At 71.5% G+C, this 18,527-nt stretch carries 16 protein-coding genes; 14 read left to right on the top strand and 2 right to left on the bottom strand.

Annotated features, from left to right (window positions below; all coding sequences use genetic code 11):
- Nucleotides 1-81 precede the first annotated feature (81 nt).
- From AB0K02_RS15235 to AB0K02_RS15215, 5 genes are all read left to right on the top strand, one after another.
- The gene (locus AB0K02_RS15235; RefSeq protein WP_365992884.1) at nucleotides 82-1,167 is read left to right on the top strand and encodes an S-(hydroxymethyl)mycothiol dehydrogenase; all 1,086 of its coding nucleotides are present in this window, start codon (nucleotides 82-84) and stop codon (nucleotides 1,165-1,167) included.
- Nucleotides 1,167-1,802 (top strand): MBL fold metallo-hydrolase, encoded by a 636-nt coding sequence (locus tag AB0K02_RS15230; protein ID WP_365992883.1) that lies wholly within the window; start codon nucleotides 1,167-1,169, stop codon nucleotides 1,800-1,802. Before AB0K02_RS15235 ends, AB0K02_RS15230 begins: the two co-directional genes overlap by 1 nt.
- Before the next feature lie 189 nt (nucleotides 1,803-1,991).
- Nucleotides 1,992-3,071: a chorismate-binding protein gene (locus AB0K02_RS15225; RefSeq protein WP_365992882.1), complete on the top strand. Its 1,080-nt coding sequence runs from the start codon at nucleotides 1,992-1,994 to the stop codon at nucleotides 3,069-3,071.
- Nucleotides 3,072-3,193: 122 nt separating this feature from the next.
- Nucleotides 3,194-3,556 (top strand): bifunctional 3-phenylpropionate/cinnamic acid dioxygenase ferredoxin subunit, encoded by a 363-nt coding sequence (locus AB0K02_RS15220; RefSeq protein WP_365992881.1) that lies wholly within the window; start codon nucleotides 3,194-3,196, stop codon nucleotides 3,554-3,556.
- The gene (locus AB0K02_RS15215; RefSeq protein ID WP_365992880.1) at nucleotides 3,553-4,716 is read left to right on the top strand and encodes an FAD-dependent oxidoreductase; all 1,164 of its coding nucleotides are present in this window, start codon (nucleotides 3,553-3,555) and stop codon (nucleotides 4,714-4,716) included. The genes AB0K02_RS15220 and AB0K02_RS15215 overlap by 4 nt, the downstream gene beginning before the upstream one ends.
- 31 nt (nucleotides 4,717-4,747) lie before the next feature.
- Here the strand turns inward: AB0K02_RS15215 and AB0K02_RS15210 are convergent, their stop codons facing one another.
- On the bottom strand, nucleotides 4,748-5,545 hold the full coding sequence (locus AB0K02_RS15210; RefSeq protein WP_365992879.1) for an IclR family transcriptional regulator: 798 nt from the start codon (nucleotides 5,543-5,545) through the stop codon (nucleotides 4,748-4,750).
- A 219-nt stretch (nucleotides 5,546-5,764) separates the two neighbouring features.
- Here AB0K02_RS15210 and AB0K02_RS15205 point away from each other — a divergent pair, with 219 nt between their 5' ends.
- From AB0K02_RS15205 to AB0K02_RS15170, 8 genes are all read left to right on the top strand, one after another.
- On the top strand, nucleotides 5,765-6,628 hold the full coding sequence (locus AB0K02_RS15205; RefSeq protein WP_365992878.1) for a 5,10-methylenetetrahydrofolate reductase: 864 nt from the start codon (nucleotides 5,765-5,767) through the stop codon (nucleotides 6,626-6,628).
- A 228-nt stretch (nucleotides 6,629-6,856) separates the two neighbouring features.
- Nucleotides 6,857-9,295, top strand: coding sequence for an FAD-dependent oxidoreductase (locus AB0K02_RS15200; protein WP_365992877.1), 2,439 nt, complete (start codon nucleotides 6,857-6,859; stop codon nucleotides 9,293-9,295).
- Nucleotides 9,296-9,317: 22 nt separating this feature from the next.
- Nucleotides 9,318-10,178: a bifunctional methylenetetrahydrofolate dehydrogenase/methenyltetrahydrofolate cyclohydrolase gene (locus tag AB0K02_RS15195; protein WP_365992876.1), complete on the top strand. Its 861-nt coding sequence runs from the start codon at nucleotides 9,318-9,320 to the stop codon at nucleotides 10,176-10,178.
- The gene (gene glyA / locus AB0K02_RS15190) at nucleotides 10,175-11,452 is read left to right on the top strand and encodes a serine hydroxymethyltransferase (protein WP_365992875.1); all 1,278 of its coding nucleotides are present in this window, start codon (nucleotides 10,175-10,177) and stop codon (nucleotides 11,450-11,452) included. Before AB0K02_RS15195 ends, glyA begins: the two co-directional genes overlap by 4 nt.
- Nucleotides 11,449-12,687, top strand: coding sequence for a sarcosine oxidase subunit beta family protein (locus tag AB0K02_RS15185; protein ID WP_365992874.1), 1,239 nt, complete (start codon nucleotides 11,449-11,451; stop codon nucleotides 12,685-12,687). Before glyA ends, AB0K02_RS15185 begins: the two co-directional genes overlap by 4 nt.
- A gap of 10 nt (nucleotides 12,688-12,697) precedes the next feature.
- On the top strand, nucleotides 12,698-15,907 hold the full coding sequence (locus AB0K02_RS15180) for a sarcosine oxidase subunit alpha family protein (protein WP_365992873.1): 3,210 nt from the start codon (nucleotides 12,698-12,700) through the stop codon (nucleotides 15,905-15,907).
- Nucleotides 15,897-16,508 carry a sarcosine oxidase subunit gamma family protein gene (locus tag AB0K02_RS15175; RefSeq protein WP_365992872.1) on the top strand — a complete coding sequence of 204 codons (612 nt, stop codon included), beginning with the start codon at nucleotides 15,897-15,899 and terminating at the stop codon, nucleotides 16,506-16,508. The genes AB0K02_RS15180 and AB0K02_RS15175 overlap by 11 nt, the downstream gene beginning before the upstream one ends.
- A 288-nt stretch (nucleotides 16,509-16,796) precedes the next feature.
- Complete coding sequence (locus AB0K02_RS15170; RefSeq protein ID WP_365992871.1) at nucleotides 16,797-17,201, top strand: CU044_2847 family protein; 405 nt, start codon at nucleotides 16,797-16,799, stop codon at nucleotides 17,199-17,201.
- 400 nt (nucleotides 17,202-17,601) lie between these two features.
- Here AB0K02_RS15170 and AB0K02_RS15165 read toward each other — a convergent pair whose 3' ends face one another.
- Nucleotides 17,602-18,075 (bottom strand): hypothetical protein, encoded by a 474-nt coding sequence (locus tag AB0K02_RS15165; protein WP_365992870.1) that lies wholly within the window; start codon nucleotides 18,073-18,075, stop codon nucleotides 17,602-17,604.
- A 211-nt stretch (nucleotides 18,076-18,286) separates the two neighbouring features.
- Between AB0K02_RS15165 and AB0K02_RS15160 the strand changes: the two genes are divergently transcribed.
- The gene (locus AB0K02_RS15160) at nucleotides 18,287-18,502 is read left to right on the top strand and encodes a hypothetical protein (RefSeq protein WP_365992869.1); all 216 of its coding nucleotides are present in this window, start codon (nucleotides 18,287-18,289) and stop codon (nucleotides 18,500-18,502) included.
- Nucleotides 18,503-18,527 lie beyond the last annotated feature (25 nt).

Below are 18,527 nucleotides of genomic sequence, written 5' to 3'. Positions count from 1 at the left end.
TCCGATGATCGGTTGCGTATAGCGGTGCGCGTATCTAATTAAGCAACAAGTGCGGGAGAGTTCCCGCTCGAGGAGTAGCTCATGGCTCATGAGGTTCGTGCCGTCGTCGCCCTGGAGAAGGGCGCACCCGTCTCCGTGGAGACGATTGTCGTCCCCGACCCCGGTCCGGGTGAGGCGTTGGTCAAGATCGAGGCGTGCGGCGTCTGCCACACCGATCTGCACTATCGGGAGGGCGGGATCAACGACGACTTCCCCTTCCTGCTGGGGCACGAGGCGGCGGGCCGCGTCGAGGCCGTCGGAGAAGGCGTCACCGGTCTCGCGCCGGGTGACTTCGTCATCCTCAACTGGCGTGCGGTATGCGGTCAGTGCCGGGCCTGCAGCAAGGGCAAGCCCTGGTACTGCTTCGCCACCCACAACGCGACGCAGCAGATGACGCTGCTGGACGGCACGCCGCTGTCGCCCGCCCTCGGTATCGGCGCGTTCGCGGAGAAGACGCTGGTCGCCGCGGGGCAGTGCACCAAGGTCGATCCGGCGGCCCCGGCGGCCGCCGCCGGGCTGCTCGGCTGCGGCGTCATGGCGGGCTTCGGTGCGGCGGTGAACACCGGCGCCGTCGGCCGCGGTGACTCCGTCGCCGTCATCGGCTGCGGTGGCGTGGGCATGGCCGCGGTCGCGGGCGCGAAGCTCGCCGGCGCGAGCAAGGTGATCGCCGTCGACGTCGACCAGCGCAAGCTGGAGCGGGCCCTGACCATGGGGGCCACCCACACCGTCGACGGCACGTCGGCGGACGTCGTGGAGGCGGTGCGCGAACTGACCGGCGGCTTCGGCGCGGACGTGGTCGTCGAGGCGGTCGGCCGCCCCGAGACGTACAAGCAGGCCTTCTACGCCCGCGACCTGGCCGGCACGGTCGTCCTGGTCGGCGTGCCCACCCCGGAGATGAAGGTGGAACTGCCGCTGATCGACGTCTTCGGACGCGGCGGCGCGCTCAAGTCCAGCTGGTACGGCGACTGCCTGCCCTCGCGGGACTTCCCGGCGCTCATCGACCTGTATCTGGGCGGGCGTTTCGACCTGGACGCCTTCGTCTCCGAGACCATCGGGCTCGGCGACGTGGAGAAGGCGTTCGAGAAGATGCACCGCGGCGAGGTGCTGCGCTCCGTGGTGGTGCTGTGATGGCCGGCGCACCCCGCATCGAACACCTCGTCACCAGCGGCACCTTCAGCCTCGACGGCGGCACCTGGGACGTCGACAACAACGTCTGGATCGTCGGCGACGACGACGAGGCGGTCGTCATCGACGCGGCGCACGACGCCGGGGCGATCCTGGCCGCCGTGGGCGACCGCCGCCTGACGGCCGTCGTGTGCACCCACGCGCACAACGACCATGTGAACGCGGCCCCGCAGGTCGCGGACGCCACCGGCGCGCCCGTCCTCCTGCACCCCGACGACGACGTGCTGTGGACGATGGCGCACCCCAGGCGGCGGCCCGACGGCGCTCTCGCCGACGGCCAGGTTCTCACGGTGGCGGGTGTCGGCCTGCGTGTCCTGCACACTCCCGGGCACGCTCCGGGCGCGGTGTGCCTGTACGCACCCGACCTGGGCGCACTGTTCAGCGGTGACACCCTGTTCGCGGGAGGGCCGGGTGCGACCGGGCGCTCGTACAGCGACTTCGGCACGATCATCACCTCGATCGGCGAGCGGCTGCTGACGCTCCCGGGCGAGACGGTCGTCCACACCGGGCACGGCGACACGACCACCGTCGCCGCCGAGGCACCGCACCTGAAGGAGTGGGCGGCCCGCGGCTGGTGACCACGGGCGCAGCCACACGCCGCCGGGGCTCTCGACCGCGACCGCGCCTCACCGGGCTCACCGCGGACGAGAGCCCCGGCACGGAGGCACGCCCGGGCCGGGAAACTGCCGCCGAGGAACTGCCGGCCGGTCACTCGCCGCTCGCACTGCCGTTGACCATCCGATCCGCCGCTCACTGGACGAACTGCCGTGTCCGACCTCGCCCCGCTGGCCCGCTTCGGCGACCTCGTCGCCACCGATCTGCGTGATGTGACCAGTGACCTCGCTGCCCTGGACTCCTCCGGCTTCTGGGCGGTGGTCGTCGACTTCGAGTGCCGCCTGGTGTGCGCCCGTTTCGGGGACGTACGCCTCGAGCCGGTGCCCGACCCCGTGCCCGGGGCCTGGCGGGGCCCGACGGCCGCAGACTGGACCTCCTCCCTGGACCGCACCGCCTACACGGCGGGAGTACGTCGCATCCGCGAGCACATCGCGGCGGGCGAGGTCTATCAGGCCAATCTGTGCCGCGTGTTGTCCGCACCGCTGCCCGACCCCGAGACGGCCGACGTCGATGCGCTGACCGCCCTGCTGGCCCGCGGCAATCCCGCCCCGTACGCCGGCACGGTCCGGCTCCCGGCCCATGGCGTCGAGGTGGCCACCGCCTCTCCCGAGCTGTTCCTGCGGCGCGACGGCCGGACCGTCGAGTCCGGGCCGATCAAGGGCACCGGACGGACCGCCGGTGACCTGCTGGAGAAGGACCACGCCGAGAACGTGATGATCGTGGACCTGGTCCGCAACGACCTGGGGCGGGTCTGCGCCACCGGATCGGTGACCGTCCCGGCCCTGTGCACGGTCGAACAGCATCCGGGCCTGGTCCACCTGGTCTCCACCGTGCGCGGCGAACTGGCGGAGGGCACGGGCTGGCCGGAGCTGCTGACCGGAACATTTCCTCCCGGTTCCGTCACGGGCGCGCCCAAGTCGAGTGCGCTGCGCATCATCGAGGCGCTGGAGACGACGCCCCGCGGGCCGTACTGCGGCGGCATCGGCTGGGTCGACGCCGACCGCGGGACCGGCGAACTCGCCGTGGGCATCCGCACGTTCTGGGTGGACCGCCGCGCTCCCGCAGGCCCGGTGCTGCGCTTCGGCACGGGTGCCGGCATCACCTGGGGATCCGAGCCGGAGCGGGAGTGGCGGGAGACCGAACTGAAGGCCTCCCGGCTGCTGGCTCTGGCGTCCGGCCCGCCACCCCGTACGCCTTCCCACGATGCGTTGCCCGTAGCGCACAGGGTCTGATCCAGAGCAACGCGGAAGAGGGCATGCGCCCGTCTTCTGAATCCCTTGACAGGGGTTCGGGGACGCCCGCACACTGGCGTTGCGTCAATCGCAATCCGTTTCTTTATACGCACCGAGGTGTCATGATGATTCCCGTGTGCCGTCTCGCGGATCTGCCGCGAGGCGAAGCCCGTCGGCTCGACATCGACCCGCCGGTCTCGGTGTTCCATACCGACGACGGCGAGCTCTTCGCCGTCGACGACACCTGCACCCACCAGGACGCCTCGCTCGCCGACGGCTGGCTGGAGGGCTGTGAGGTGGAATGCCCGCTGCACGCCTCGAAGTTCGACCTCCGCACCGGAACCGTCGACGCCCCGCCGGCGAAGCGCCCGGTCCGCACGCACGAGGTGCACGTCGAGGACGGCATGATCCACGTGCAGCTGTCCACGGACGCCCCCAATCTGCCGCCCTGCATCACGTCCCGGCTCGCGGGCGGCGTCGCGTGAGGACCGTGGCCGTGGTGGGCGCCTCGCTGGCCGGTCTGTCGGCGGCGCGCTCTTTGCGGAAACAGGGCTACGACGGGCGGCTGGTCGTCATCGGCGACGAGACCCACCGCCCGTACGACAGACCTCCGCTGTCCAAGGAGTTCCTGGCCGGCACCCTCGGCGAGGCGGACCTCGCCCTGGAGACGCAGGACGAGGACCTGCAGGCGCAGTGGCTGCTCGGCGCCCGCGCCACCGGACTCGACCGGGCGGACCGCTCCGTGCGGCTCGCCGACGGGCAGGAGGTCCGCGCCGACGGGATCGTCATCGCGACCGGCGCCGCCGCACGCACCCTGCCCGGCGCCAAGGGCCTGGCCGGGGTGCACACCCTGCGCACGCTGGACGACGCCCGTGCCCTGCGGGACGAACTGGCCCTGGGCGGACGGCTGGTCGTGATCGGCGGCGGGTTCATCGGCGCCGAGGTCGCCTCCACCGCGTACGCCCTCGGACTCGACGTGACCGTTGTCGAGGCGGCGCCGACACCGCTGGCAGGGCCGCTCGGCGCGACCATGGGGGGCATCGTCTCCGCCCTCCACACGGACCACGGCGTACGGCTGGTGTGCGGTGTGGGCGTCAAGGGGCTGAGCGGCGAGAACAAGGTCGACGCCGTCCTGCTGGAGGACGGTCGCAGCATCCCCGCCGACATCGTGGTCGTCGGTGTGGGCGCGCGCCCGTGCGTCGAGTGGCTGGAGGGGTCCGGTGTCGTGCTGGACGACGGCGTGAAGTGCGGCGCGGACGGCCGCACCAGCCTGGCCGCCGTGGTCGCGGTCGGTGACTGCGCGTCCTGGTACGACCCCTGCACGGACGGCCATCGCCGCGTGGAGCACTGGACCGGAGCGCGGGAGCGGCCCGACGCGGCCGTGGCGGCGCTGCTGTCGTCGGGTGCGGCGGAACCGGGGCCGCCGCGGCCGCCGTACTTCTGGTCGGACCAGTACGGTGTGAAGATCCAGTTCGCCGGTCATGCGGCGGGCTCCGACAGTGTGACCGTCGAGGAAGGAGCTCCGGACGACCGCAGTTTCCTGGCCGTCTACCGGCGTGCCGGGCACCCGGTCGCCGTGCTCGCGATGAACCAGGCACGGCTGTTCACGCGGTGGCGCAGGCAGCTCACGGCCGCATCGGCGTGACGTCGTGGTCGTCGGGCGGCGGCGCACCGCCTCAGCCCAGGTAGCCCATCCGATGGCTGATCTCCTCCGCGCCCTGGACCAGCACCGGAGCGAGCTCGTGCATGCGCTCCTCGGTGAGCCGGTACACGGGGCCGGAGGCGCTGAGCGCCGCGATGACCTCTCCGTCCCGGTTGCGGACCGGCGCGGCCATGGCGTGGAGGCCCACCTCGAACTCCTCCAGGGTGCAGGCGTAGCCGCGCTCCCGGACCTCGGCGAGGTTCTTCTCGAGCTTCGTCTTCGCGGTCACGGTGTGCGAGGTCATCTTCTTCATGCCGGCCTCGGCCAGCAGTGCCGCGCGCTCCTTGGCGGGCATGTGGGCCAGCAGGATCTTGCCGCTGGAGGTGGCGTGCAGCGGGGTCAGCTGGCCGACCCAGTTGTGCGCGGTGACGGCGCCGCGCCCGCGCACCTGGTAGAGGTTGATCGCGTAGTGCTCCTGCTTCACGGCGAGGTTGACGGTCTCGCCGATCTCCTCGGCGAGACGCTCGCAGACCGGGCGGCTCTGCTGGGTGATGTCGATCCTCCCGGTGGCCGCGCCGGCAAGGCGCACGATGCCGAAACCGAGCCGGTACTTGCCGCGCTCGCCCGCCTGCTCCACCAGTCCGCGCGCCTCCAGCGCGCCCAGCAGGCGAAATGCCGTGGACTTGTGGACCTCGATCTCGACGGCGACCTCGCTGACGCCGGCCTCGCCGCGCTGGGCCAGGATTTCCAGCACGCTGATGGCGCGGTCGACGGACTGCACCCCACCGGGCTGCGAACCAGTCGTTTCGATTTCTGGGGTGTAGTTGCTCATGACGAAACCATACCCGCCAGTAAAAACAGCGGCTGCGGCGCGCGTCACAGGGTGTCGCGCGTCTCCAAGGTTGCGTGTATCACAACCTGATGCGTATAACGATACTCCTACGAGCATCTCGCGCGTATCCGGCGCGCGAGCGAGACGAGGCGCCATGGCTTCCCTGCAGTGCACGGTCGCGTATCACCGGTACCGCGAGGCCCGGAAGCAGGTCGGCACATGCTGAGCCGCGTACCTAGCCCCCGACTGGGCGGCGAACGCTTCCGCGCGCTGCTCCGGAGCGTCCGTTACGAGGTGCTGCCCGCGAAGGCCACCGAGGACAAGGTCACCGCCCATGTCCCCCGGGACGTCGTCGTCACCGTGACGGCGTCGCCGGTCAAGGGACTGGAGCCGACGCTCGACCTCGCCACACGGCTCGCGGAGCACGGCTACCGCGTCGTCCCGCACGTCCCCGCGCGGCTGCTGCGGGACGACGCCCACCTGAAGGACGTCGTCGACCGGCTCCGCGGGGCAGGAATCGACGATGTCTTCGTGCCGGCGGGCGACGCCGACCCGCCGGCCGGAGCCTATGACGGGGCACTGCCTGCACTGCGCAGGCTGAGCGAGCTCGGCAGCCCGTTCAACCACGTCGGCATCACCGGCTATCCCGAGAGCCATCCGCTCATCGACGACGACCTCACCGTCCAGGCGATGTGGGACAAGCGGGCGCACGCCACGTACATCGTCAGCAACCTGTGCTTCGAGCCGCGTGTGCTGGGCGACTGGCTCGGCCGGATACGCCGCCGCGGCATCGCCCTGCCCGTCCATGTGGGCGTCGCCGGGCCCGTGCAACGGGCGAAGCTGCTGTCCATGGCGGCGAAGATCGGCGTGGGCGAGTCGACCCGCTTCCTGACCAAGCACGCCTCCTGGTTCCTGCGCTTCGCGGCACCCGGCGGCTACTCGCCCGAGCGGCTGCTGGCCCGCGGCGCCGAGGTGCTCACCACACCCTCGGCGGACGTGGCCGGTCTGCACCTCTTCACCTTCAACCAGATCGCCGAGACCGAGCGTTGGCGCCGCGCGCTGCTGGACCGGTTGGGCGGCTGAGCGGGGACCGCGCCTCGGCGCAAAAGCGACTCACAGGGCCCGGCAGGCTGCGACGGCAGTCCGCCGGGCCCTGTGGCGTTCCTGCCGGACTCCGCCTGTGTTCTCGGCCCGTTTCCCAACGTCACAACCCCTTGACACCCATCCCCACGGCAGGCAGATTGAGTTGCGCAACCTGAATCGTGTTGCGCAGACAGCAACTAAATGGCTTATTGAGTCGGAGGTGCGGCGATGGCGGGACCCCGGGTGGTCATCATCGGAGCGGGCGTCGTGGGAGCGGCACTCGCCGATGAGATCTCCGCGCGAGGCTGGACCGAAGTGACCGTGGTCGACCAGGGCCCGCTGCCCGCCACCGGGGGGTCGACGTCACACGCCCCGGGCCTGGTCTTCCAGACGAACTCGTCCAAGACCATGACCGAACTGGCCCGTTACACCGTCGAGAAGTTCTGTTCGCTCGACGTCGACGGGCAGCCCTGTTTCCTCCAGGTCGGCGGCCTCGAAGTGGCCACCACCCCCGAGCGCGTCGCCGAACTCCAGCGCCGCCACGGCTGGCTCACCTCCTGGGGCATCGAGGGCCGGCTGCTGAGCCCCGAGGAGTGCGTCGAGCGGCATCCGCTCGTGAACCAGGACAAGGTCCTCGCCGGTCTCCTGATTCCGACCGACGGCCTCGCCAAGGCGGTCCTCGCCGTCGAGGCGCAGATCCGGCGGGCCACCGAGCGCGGCGTACGCTTCCTCGCCCGTCACGAGGTCCTCGACGTCCGCACGGAGGACGACCGCGTGACCGGCGTCGTCACCGACCAGGGCGAGATCCCCGCGGACATCGTGGTGTGCTGCGCCGGGATCTGGGGGCCGAAGATCGCCCGCATGGTCGGCATGGACCTCCCGCTGACCCCGCTCGCCCACCAGCTGGCCTGGACCGGCCCGGTGCCGGCCCTCGAAGGCCAGACGCAGGAGGCGGTGCGTCCGATCCTGCGGCACCAGGACGCGGACCTGTACTACCGCGACCGTTTCGACCGGCTCGGCATCGGCTACTACGGCCACCGCCCCATGCCCGTCGACGTGAACGACATCCTGTCCGTGGACGAGGCCGACGAGATGCCGTCGGTGCTGAAGTTCACCGAGGACGACTTCGCCGAGGCGTGGACGGAGACGCAGTCCCTGCTGCCCGCGACGAAGGAGGCCGACCTCGAGGAGGGCATCAACGGCCTGTTCTCCTTCACCACCGACGGACTGCCCCTGCTGGGCGAGTCCCCGGACGTGAAGGGCTTCTGGGTCGCGGAGGCCGTATGGGTCACCCACTCCGCCGGTGTGGGGCGGGCCGTGGCCGAGTGGATCGTCGACGGCCACTGCACCTCGTTCGACCTGCACGAGTGCGACGTCAACCGCTTCGAGCCGCACCAGTTGGCCCCCGAGTACGTCCTCGCCCGGGACTGCCAGAACTTCGTCGAGGTCTACGACATCCTGCACCCCCTGCAGCCGACGGGGGAGCCGCGCCCGATCCGCACCAGCCCGTTCCACTCCCGCCAGCAGCAGCTGGGAGCCTTCTTCCTGGAGGCCAACGGCTGGGAGCGCCCGCAGTGGTACGAGGCCAACGCGGGCCTGGTCGAAGGCCGTTCCATCGTCACGCCCAACGACTGGGCCGCCCGCTACTGGTCGCCCGTCGTCGCCGCCGAGGCGCAGGTCACCCGCGAGACCGTCGCGATGTACGACATGACGGCCCTCAAGCGCCTGGAGGTCACCGGCTGCGGTGCCGCCGCGTTCCTGGAGCGGCTGTGCACCGGCAAGGTCGACAAGTCCGTCGGCTCCGTCACGTACACGCTGATGCTCGACCACGACGGCGGGATCCGCAGCGACATCACCGTCGCCCGCCTGGGCCGCGACCTGTTCCAGGTCGGTGCCAACGGCAACCTGGACCTCGACTGGTTCACCCGGCATCTGCCCGAGGACGGCTCGGTGCAGGTGCGGGACATCACCGCCGGCACCTGCTGCATCGGCCTGTGGGGACCGCTCGCCCGCGACGTCCTGCAGCCGCTGACCGACGCGGACTTCTCGGCGACCGGGCTCAAGTACTTCCGGGCCAAGCGCGCCCACATCGGCTCAGTCCCCGTCACCGCCATGCGCCTGTCCTACGTCGGTGAACTCGGCTGGGAGCTGTACACCACCGCCGACATGGGCCAGAAGCTGTGGGACACCCTGCGTCAGGCAGCCGAGCCGCTCGGCGGCATCGTCGCCGGCCGGGGCGCGTTCAACAGCCTCCGCCTGGAGAAGGGTTACCGCTCCTTCGGCACCGACATGACCTATGAGCACGACCCCTACGAGGCCGGCGTCGGGTTCGCCGTCAAGTCCGACAAGGACGACTTCATCGGCAAGGCCGCGCTGGAGCGCCGCAAGGCCGACGTACGGCGGAAGCTGACCTGCCTCACCGTCGACGACCCGCACGCCGTGGTCATGGGCAAGGAGCCGGTGTACGACGGCGACCGCGCGGTCGGCTACGTCACCAGCGCCGCCCACGGCTACACGATCGGCAAGGGCATCGCCTACGCCTGGCTCCCGACGGAACTCACCACCCCCGGCACCTCGGTGCACATCGGCTACTTCGACCAGCGCGTCGAGGCCGTCGTCGCCGAGGAGCCCCTGTTCGACCCGACCATGTCCCGCCTCCGTGGCTGACCGCAGAGAAGGAGTACCGCCGGTGAACGCACAGCTGCTCGACGGCAAGGCGACCGCAGCGGAGATCCGCCGCGAACTCGCCGAGCGTGTGGCCAAGGTGACCGCCACCGACGGGCGCCCGCCGGGGCTCGGCACGGTCCTGGTCGGCGACGACCCGGGCAGCCGCGCCTACGTCGCCGGCAAGCACCGCGACTGCGCGCAGGTGGGGATCGCCTCGATCCGCCGCGAACTGCCCGCCGACGCCACGCAGGAGCAGGTCGAGGAGGTGATCGACGAACTCAACGCCGATCCGGCCTGCACCGGCTACATCGTCCAGCTCCCGCTGCCGCGCCACCTGGACGCCAACGCCGTCCTGGAACGCATGGACCCGGCCAAGGACGCGGACGGTCTGCACCCCGTCAGCCTCGGCCGCCTCGCCCTTGGTGTGGAGGCCCCGCTGCCCTGCACCCCGCGCGGGATCGTCGAACTGCTCCGCCGCCACGACGTGCCGCTCGCCGGAGCGCGGGTGTGCGTCGTCGGCCGGGGCATCACGGTCGGTCGCCCCCTCGGACTGCTGCTCACCCGCAGGTCCGAGAACGCCACCGTGACCCTGTGCCACACCGGCACCAAGGGCCTGCCCTGGCACGTACGCGAGGCGGACATCGTCATCGCGGCCGCCGGGTCGCCCGGGCTGATCACCAAGGACATGCTGCGCCCCGGCGCCGCGGTCCTGGACGTCGGCATCACCCGTACCGACCACGGGCTGGTCGGCGATGTGCACCCCGACGCGGCCACGGTCGCCGGGTGGCTCGCGCCGATGCCCGGAGGAGTGGGACCCATGACGCGGGCGATGCTGCTCGCGAACGTCGTCGAGGCCGCCGAGAGGAACGCGAACACCGTATGAACGCGCTGAACACCCCCCTCGCGGAGCTGGACCCCGAGGTCCACGCCACGCTCCGCGCCGAGCTGCACCGCCAGCAGTCCACCCTCGAGATGATCGCCTCCGAGAACTTCGCGCCCACAGCGGTGATGGAGGCGCAGGGCTCGGTCCTCACCAACAAGTACGCCGAGGGCTACCCGGGCCGCCGCTACTACGGCGGCTGCGAACACGTGGACGTCACCGAGAAGTTGGCGATCGAGCGGATCAAGTCCCTGTTCGGCGCCGGGTTCGCCAATGTGCAGCCGCACTCGGGCGCCCAGGCGAACACCGCCGTGTTCTTCGCGCTGCTGCAGCCCGGCGACACGATCCTCGGCCTGGACCTCGCGCACGGCGGGCACCTCACCCACGGCATGCGCATCAACTACAGCGGCAAGATGCTGAACGTCGTGCCGTATCACGTGGCCGAGGCGGACAACCTGGTCGACATGGACGAGGTGGAACGCCTCGCCAAGGAACACCGTCCCAAGATGATCATCGCGGGCTGGTCGGCGTACCCGCGGCAGCTGGACTTCGCGGCCTTCCGGCGCATCGCCGACGAGGTGGGCGCCCTGCTCATGGTCGACATGGCGCACTTCGCCGGCCTGGTCGCCGCCGGACTGCACCCCAACCCGGTGCCGCACGCACACGTCACCACCACGACGACGCACAAGACGCTCGGCGGTCCGCGCGGCGGCGTCATCCTCACCAACGAGGCCGACATCGCCAAGAAGATCAACTCGGCGGTGTTCCCCGGCATGCAGGGCGGACCGCTGGAGCACGTCATCGCCGCGAAGGCGGTGTCGTTCAAGGTGGCCGCGTCGCCGGAGTTCGCCGAACGCCAGGCCCGCACCCTCGCAGGCTCCCGCATCCTCGCGGAACGGCTCACCCGGCCGGATGCGGCGGCCGCCGGAGTGAAGGTCCTCACCGGCGGCACGGACGTCCACCTCGTCCTCGTCGACCTCCGCGACTCCCCACTCGACGGCAAGCAGGCCGAAGACCTGCTCCACGAGATCGGCATCACCGTCAACCGCAACGCCGTCCCCTTCGACCCGCGCCCGCCCATGGTGACCTCGGGCCTGCGCATCGGCACCCCGGCGCTGGCCACCCGCGGCTTCACCGAGGAGGACTTCGCCGAGGTCGCCGACATCATCGCCCTGGCCCTCCAGCCCGAGCCCGACGTCGCGGCCCTGCGCGCCCGGACCGAGGCGCTGGCCGCGAAGAACCCGCTCTACCCCCACCTGTCAGGAGACACGCGATGAGCACCCGCACCGTCCCCCCAGGTGCCGCCCTGCCCGAGCACCCCGAGTGGCTGTGGCGCACGCCCGAGCCGAAGCGGTCCTACGACGTGGTCATCGTCGGCGGAGGCGGCCACGGCCTGGCCACCGCCCACTACCTGGCGAAGAACCACGGCATCACCAACGTCGCCGTCCTGGAGAAGGGCTGGCTGGCGGGCGGCAACATGGCCCGCAACACCACCATCATCCGCTCCAACTACCTGTGGGACGAGAGCGCCGGCATCTACGAGCACGCGCTGAAGCTCTGGGAGGGACTGGCGGAGGAGCTGGACTACCCGATCCTGTTCTCCCAGCGCGGTGTGCTGAACCTCGCGCACAGCCTCCAGGACGTGCGCGACAGCGTGCGCCGGGTCGAGGCGAACCGGCTCAACGGCGTGGACGCCGAATGGCTCGACGAGCGGCAGGTCAAGGAGGTCTGCCCGATCGTCAACGTCTCCCCGGACGTGCGCTATCCGGTGATGGGCGCCACCTACCAGCCGCGGGCCGGCATCGCCAAGCACGACCACGTGGCGTGGGGCCTGGCCCGCTCGGCCGACGCGGCCGGCGTCGACATCATCCAGAACTGCGAGGTCACCGGCCTCGACGTCGTCGGCGGCCGGGTCGTCGGAGTCCAGACGTCGCTGGGCCCGATCGCGGCGGGCAAGGTGGCGCTCTGCTCGGCGGGCCACACCTCGGTCCTGGCGGCGATGGCGGGCATCGAACTGCCGATCCAGAGCCACCCGCTGCAGGCCCTGGTCTCCGAACTGCTGGAGCCGGTGCACCCTACGGTCGTCATGTCCAACGCGGTGCACGTGTACGTCAGCCAGGCGCACAAGGGCGAACTGGTCATGGGCGCGGGCATCGACGCGTACAACTCGTACACGCAGCGCGGCGCGTTCCACGTCATCGAGGAGCAGATGTCGGCGGCCCTGGAACTGTTCCCCGTCTTCGCCCGGGCGCATGTGCTGCGCACATGGGGCGGCATCGTGGACGTCAGCCCCGACGCGTCGCCGATCGTCGGCCTCAGCCCGGTGGACAACCTGTACCTCAACTGCGGATGGGGCACCGGCGGCTTCAAGGCCACCCCCGGAGTGGGCTGGGTGTACGCCCACACCATCGCCAACGACACCCCCCACCCGCTCAACGCCCCCTTCTCGCTCGACCGCTTCACCACCGGCGCGCTCGTGGACGAGCACGGCGCGGCCGCGGTCGCTCACTAGGAGCCTGCCGATGATGCTGATTTCATGCCCCTGGTGCGGGCCTCGTGACGAGGCCGAGTTCCACTACGGCGGCCAGGCGCACGTGCCCTACCCCAAGGACCCGGCGGCGCTGACCGACGAGGACTGGGCGCGCTACCTGTTCTTCCGCGCCAACCCCAAGGGCCCGTTCGCCGAGCGCTGGAGCCATGCGGCGGGCTGCCGCCGCTGGTTCAACGCGGTGCGGGACACGGCGACGAACGAGATCCTGGCGGTGTACCGGACCGACGAGCCGAAGCCGGCCGCTGTCGAGCGGCGTGCGGCTGTGCCGGCCCGGCCGGCGTGTGAGGACGAGGCCCTGTCAGGGCCCAACGCGGAGCCCTCGGCAGGCTCCGGAAGCCGGCCCGCCGGCGGGGTGGGGGAGAACACCCAGCCGTTCCGCCTGACCACCGGCGGCCGGGTCGCGCGGGACCAACCGCTGACCTTCCGCTTCGACGGCACCGAATACCAGGGCTACCGGGGCGACACGCTCGCCTCCGCCCTCCTCGCCAACGGCGTCATCGAGGCCGGCACGAGCATCAAGCTCGGCCGCCCGCGCGGCATCTTCTCCGCCGGCGTCGAGGAACCCAACGCCGTCATCCAGATCGAGGCGCCGTTCCCCGAGCCGATGCTCCCCGCCACGACGGTCGAGCTCTACGACGGCCTGGTCGCGAGCAGCCTCCCCGGCCAGGGACGCCTCGCCACCGAACCGGACCCGGCCCGCTACGACGCCGTCCACGCACACTGCGACCTGCTCGTCGTCGGCGCAGGCCCGGCCGGACTCGCCGCGGCGGCCGCCGCCGCCCGCAGCGGAGCCCGCGTCATCCTCGCCGACGACCAGCCGGAACTCGGAGGCAGCCTCCTCGGCACCGGCGAACTCCTCGACTGGGTCGACGAGACCGGAGCCCGCCTCGACGCCGCTCCGGACGTCCGCGTGCTGCGCCGCACCACCGTGTTCGGCTACTACGACGACAACCATCTCCTCGCCGTCGAGCGCCGCACCAACCACCTCGGCGCCGACGCCCCGGAGAACGTCTCCCGCGAACGTGTCTGGCGCATCCGCGCCCGCCGTGTCGTTCTCGCCACGGGAGCGCACGAGCGATCGCTGGCGTTCGCGGACAACGACCGCCCCGGTGTGATGCTGGCCGGCTCGGCCCGTACGTACGTCAACCGCCACGGCGTCCTGCCCGGCCGCCGCGCGGTCGTCTTCACCACCAACGACAGCGCGTACGCCGCAGCACTGGACCTTTCCGCGGCAGGCGTGGCCGTCCAGGCCGTCGTCGACACGCGCACCGAGCCGGGGGAGTGGGCGGAGCGCGCCCGGGCTGCCGGCATCGAGGTGCTGGCAGGCCACGCCGTCACCGGCACGGAGGGTGACCCGCGTCTCACCACCGTGGCCGTCGCCCCGTACGGAGAGTCCGCGGGACAGCGGGAGTTCGCCGCCGACCTCCTTCTGGTCTCCGGCGGCTGGAACCCGGTGGCCCACCTGTTCAGCCAGGCAGGGGGCAAGCTGCGCTACGACGAGGCGCTCGGCTCCTTCGTCCCTGACGCCTCCCGTCAGGCGGTCGAGGTCGCGGGCAGCGCGAGCGGCGTCTTCACCCTGGCCGGGGTCCTCGCGCAGGGCGCCGCCGCCGGTGCGCGTGCGATCGAGGCCGAGGGCTACACCCCTCGGACACCCGGCCTCCCCCGGGTGACCGCGCAGCCGCAGACGCCGCCCATGCAGGTGTTCACGGTCCCGGGCCGGGAGGGCGCGCCGCGGTTCGTCGACCTCCAGCGCGACGTCACGGTCGACGACCTGGCCCGGGCCACGGGTGCGGGAATGCGCTCGGTCGAGCACACCAAGCGCTACACCACGGCCGGCACCGCCAACGACCAGGGCAAGACCTCCGGAGTCCTGGCCAGTGGCGTCGTCGCCGAACTGCTCGGCGTCGACATCTCAGCACTCGGCACCACCACGTTCCGGCCCCCGTACACGCCGGTCTCGTTCGCCACGCTCGCGGGCCGCGACCGGGGCGCGCTGCACGACCCGATCCGTACGACGGCCCTGCACGAGTGGCATGTCGCGCACGGCGCGCTGTTCGAGAACGTCGGCCAGTGGAAGCGCCCTTGGTACTACCCGCAGGACGGCGAGGACATGGAGTCCGCGGTGCTGCGCGAGTGCGCGGCCGCCCGCGAGAGCGTCGCCTTCATGGACGCCTCCACCCTCGGCAAGATCGACGTGCAGGGCCCGGACGCCGGCGTCTTCCTCGACCGGCTCTACACCAACATGATGAGCACCCTGAAGGTCGGCATGATCCGCTACGGCGTGATGTGCCGCCCGGACGGCATGGTCTTCGACGACGGCACCGTCATCCGTCTCGCCCAGGACCGCTTCCTGGTCACCACGACCACGGGCAACGCGGCCACGGTGCTGGACTGGATGGAGGAGTGGCTGCAGACCGAGTGGCCGGAGCTGACGGTCCACTGCACATCGGTGACCGAGCAGTGGGCTACCGTCGCCCTGGTCGGCCCGCGCTCCCGCGAGCTCCTCGGTTCGCTCGCACCCCGACTCGCCCTCGCCAACGACGACTTCCCGTTCATGGCGTGGCGCGACACGACCGTCGCCGGCATCGAGGCACGGGTCTGCCGGATCAGCTTCTCCGGCGAACTGGCCTACGAGATCAACGTCTCGCCGTGGCAGGCGACCGCCCTGTGGGAGGCGCTGTACGAGGCCGGCGCCCCGTACGGCATCACCCCGTACGGCACCGAGACGATGCACGTCCTGCGCGCCGAGAAGGGCTACCCGATCGTCGGCCAGGACACCGACGGCACGGTGACGCCGCAGGACCTCGGCATGAGCTGGGTCGTGTCGAAGAAGAAGCCGGACTTCATCGGCAAGCGTTCGTACGCCCGCGCCGACACCGTCCGCCCCGACCGCAAGCACCTGGTCGGCCTGCTGCCCGAGGACCCGGGCACCTTCCTGCCCGAGGGCACGCACCTGGTCGCCGACAGCGTGCTGCCCGCGCCGCCGGTCCCGATGCTCGGCCACGTCACCTCCAGCTACCGCAGCGCCGCCCTCGGCCGGACGTTCGCGCTCGCCCTGATCAAGGGCGGCCGGGACCGCATCGGCGAGCGGCTCTACGCCCCCGTCGGCGACCGGCTGGTCCCGGTGACCGTCGCAAGCCCCGTCCTCTACGACCCTGAAGGAGCCCGCCGTGACGGCTGACACCGCCCTTGCCGCCCCGCTCCGCAGCCCCCTGTCACGGGCCGCCGGCCGCCTGGCCGCCGCGACCCGAGAGTCCGCAGGCGCGGTCCGCCTGGCCGAACTCCCCTTCCTGACGCAGATCGACGTGCGCCTGGATCCCAAGGGAGCGGCGGCGGACGCGGTCGGCCTCGCGCTGGGCCTGCAACTGCCCGTCGAACCCAACACCGTCGTCCGCGCCGGCGAGCTGACCGCTGTCTGGCTCGGCCCCGACGAGTGGCTGGTGGTCGGCCCGCCGGGCGGGCAGCGGGCCTTGGAGTCCCGGATCCGCGAGGCCGCCGGCGACGAGCCCGTGTCCGTCACGGACGTCTCGGCCCAGCGCACGACGCTGCTCGTCGCGGGCCCCCGCGCCCGCGACCTGCTGGCCCACGGCTGCCCGCTGGACCTCCACCCACGCGCCTTCGCCGCGGGCCGCTGCGCCCAGACGACCCTGGGCCGCACCCAGGTGGTGCTGGTGGCGCGTGACGAACCGCGGGCGGGGTTCTGGGTGCTGGTCCGCTCCTCGTTCGCGGGCTACCTGACGGACTGGCTGCTGGACGCGGCGCAGGAATGGAGGACCGCCTGACACCATCGTCGCCCGTAGGGGCGGCCCCCTCCCGGGCGGGGCCCGGCGATCGTTTCGGCCGGGCCCCGACATGGGGGATCAGCAGCGGGCGGCACGAGAGCAGGCGGCGGTCCTCGCCCAGGCGCGAGATCGCCTCCCCCCAGGGGGCGCGAGCGGAGCCAGGGCCGCGATGCCTGGACGTACTGCCAGCTCGGTGCAAGGGGACGGTTCGAGACCGTTTCGGTCCCGACATGCCGTCGAATCGGTAGGGTACGGAGCTGGCGTGGCAGGTGTCGCGAAGGGGGAAGCATGGCGTACCTGGTCGAGTTGCCCGTGTCCGGGGCGGGCGGCGCGAGAACGGGTGGCGAGGGGGAGGGATCCGCTCCGTCGGACGCGACCGGCATCGTCAAGGTCCAGATCGACGAGGCCGCGGACGGGCTGGTGCAGGTCGCGCGCCCCGGGCAGGTCGTGGCGCGGGCGACCCGTTCGCTGAACGACATGCTCGCCGGGATCCGGCCGGTCGCCGAGAACTTCGTCGACGGTTTCCGTGACATGGCACGGCAACCCGACGAGATCTGCGTCGAGTTCGGCCTGTCCCTGTCGGCCGAGGCGGACGTGGTGATCTCCCGGACGACCGGTCAGGCCAACTTCAAGGTCACCCTGACCTGGCGCAATCCATCGTCCGGCGAACCGGCAGGGGACGCGGCGGGATGACGGGCCCCGCGTTACCGCCCGAGCGTACGGTGGGCCCGGGCCCGCAGTCCCTCGACGCGGCCCGGCCCGGTGGTACCGCGAGCTGTGCGCCATCATCGGCGACCGGGAGCTCACCCGGCGAAGTGACCTGCTCCCTGCCGATCCGAGGACCCGCAGACCCTGCGCCGAGGACGCCTGAGCCACGGTCCGGCCGGACCGCCGAGGAAGTCCGTGACCGGCGCGCTGTCACCCGCTGGATTCTCACGCATCCAGATGCCTTGCCCGAAGGCGATCGGCTTCAGCTCCAAGCTGTCCCGGTCAACTGCCCCGAGCCGGCGACACGCGCCGAGCACGTGCGCTCCTTCGCCCGCATGGTCCTGGACATCCCTTGTCAGCCACGTCCGAAGCACGAGTCGGCGCATCACTGCTCATCGAGGGATGACTGTCGGGCGAGGAACTCCTCGAACGCCGCCTTCTGCTTCGGATCCATGAAGCCCTGGCGTACATTGTGGGCCTGCTCCTGGAGCCAGCGCGCCTCCTCGGGGTCCAGAAGCTCGGCGACCACCACACCTCCGCGAGCGACCGCCGTGCGCCCTCCCACGCGACGACGAAAGAGCGTGAACGCGCCGAATTCCGCTGGGTGAGCCAGTTCCGGCCTTTCCCCCTCAGCCCGGTTCTCGTCCCCGGCGTCACTCGCCGGACAGGCGATGGGAGCCCAATGCTCCCAGAGCGCCAGCATGGCCGCAGGCACCAGCACGGCGCGCTCCGCCTTTTCACACTCCTCCCACATGAACGTGACGGTGACGGGCTGGCCGACCACCTCGGCCAGCCCGAGCACCCTCTCCAACTCATCGTCGACGGGGTAATTCGCCACTGCATCGATCTGAATTCCCATGACGCATGAAGCTACTGGCCGCTTCCGACATGCCAGGCCAACCGCTCCTGCGCCTCGTCCACCACGGCGCGAAACCGGTGATGTCACCGGCTGAGCGCCTGTGCCCTCGCGGCTCCCGGCCGCCCCCACCCGGCGCGGGGTCAGCCCGCCTTCGCCGTACCGCCGCCCGCCCGCCGAACGTCGCCCGCTCCAGTGCCGCGTAGGTCGCGTCGTGGTCGGCGTCGACGCGTTCGACGTGCTCCTCGCCGCGGGCAACAGCGTCGTACTCGCCGAGCACGACCTGCACCTGGCCGCCGCAGCGGACTGGCTGATCGACATGGGCCCGGGCAGCGGAGAGGCCGGCGGCACGGTCCTGCACTGCGGCCGCCCGGAGGCCCTCCGACCGGGCTCCGGCCCTGCGGCCGAGTATCTGCCGCGGCTCGTCTGAGAGTCCGTCACGACCGAGTGTCAGC

Origin of the sequence: Streptomyces sp. NPDC049597 (assembly GCF_040675505.1) — a bacterium.
In the GTDB taxonomy this organism is placed as follows: Bacteria; Actinomycetota; Actinomycetes; order Streptomycetales; family Streptomycetaceae; genus Streptomyces.
This window is presented reverse-complemented; position numbering and strand designations above follow the sequence as displayed.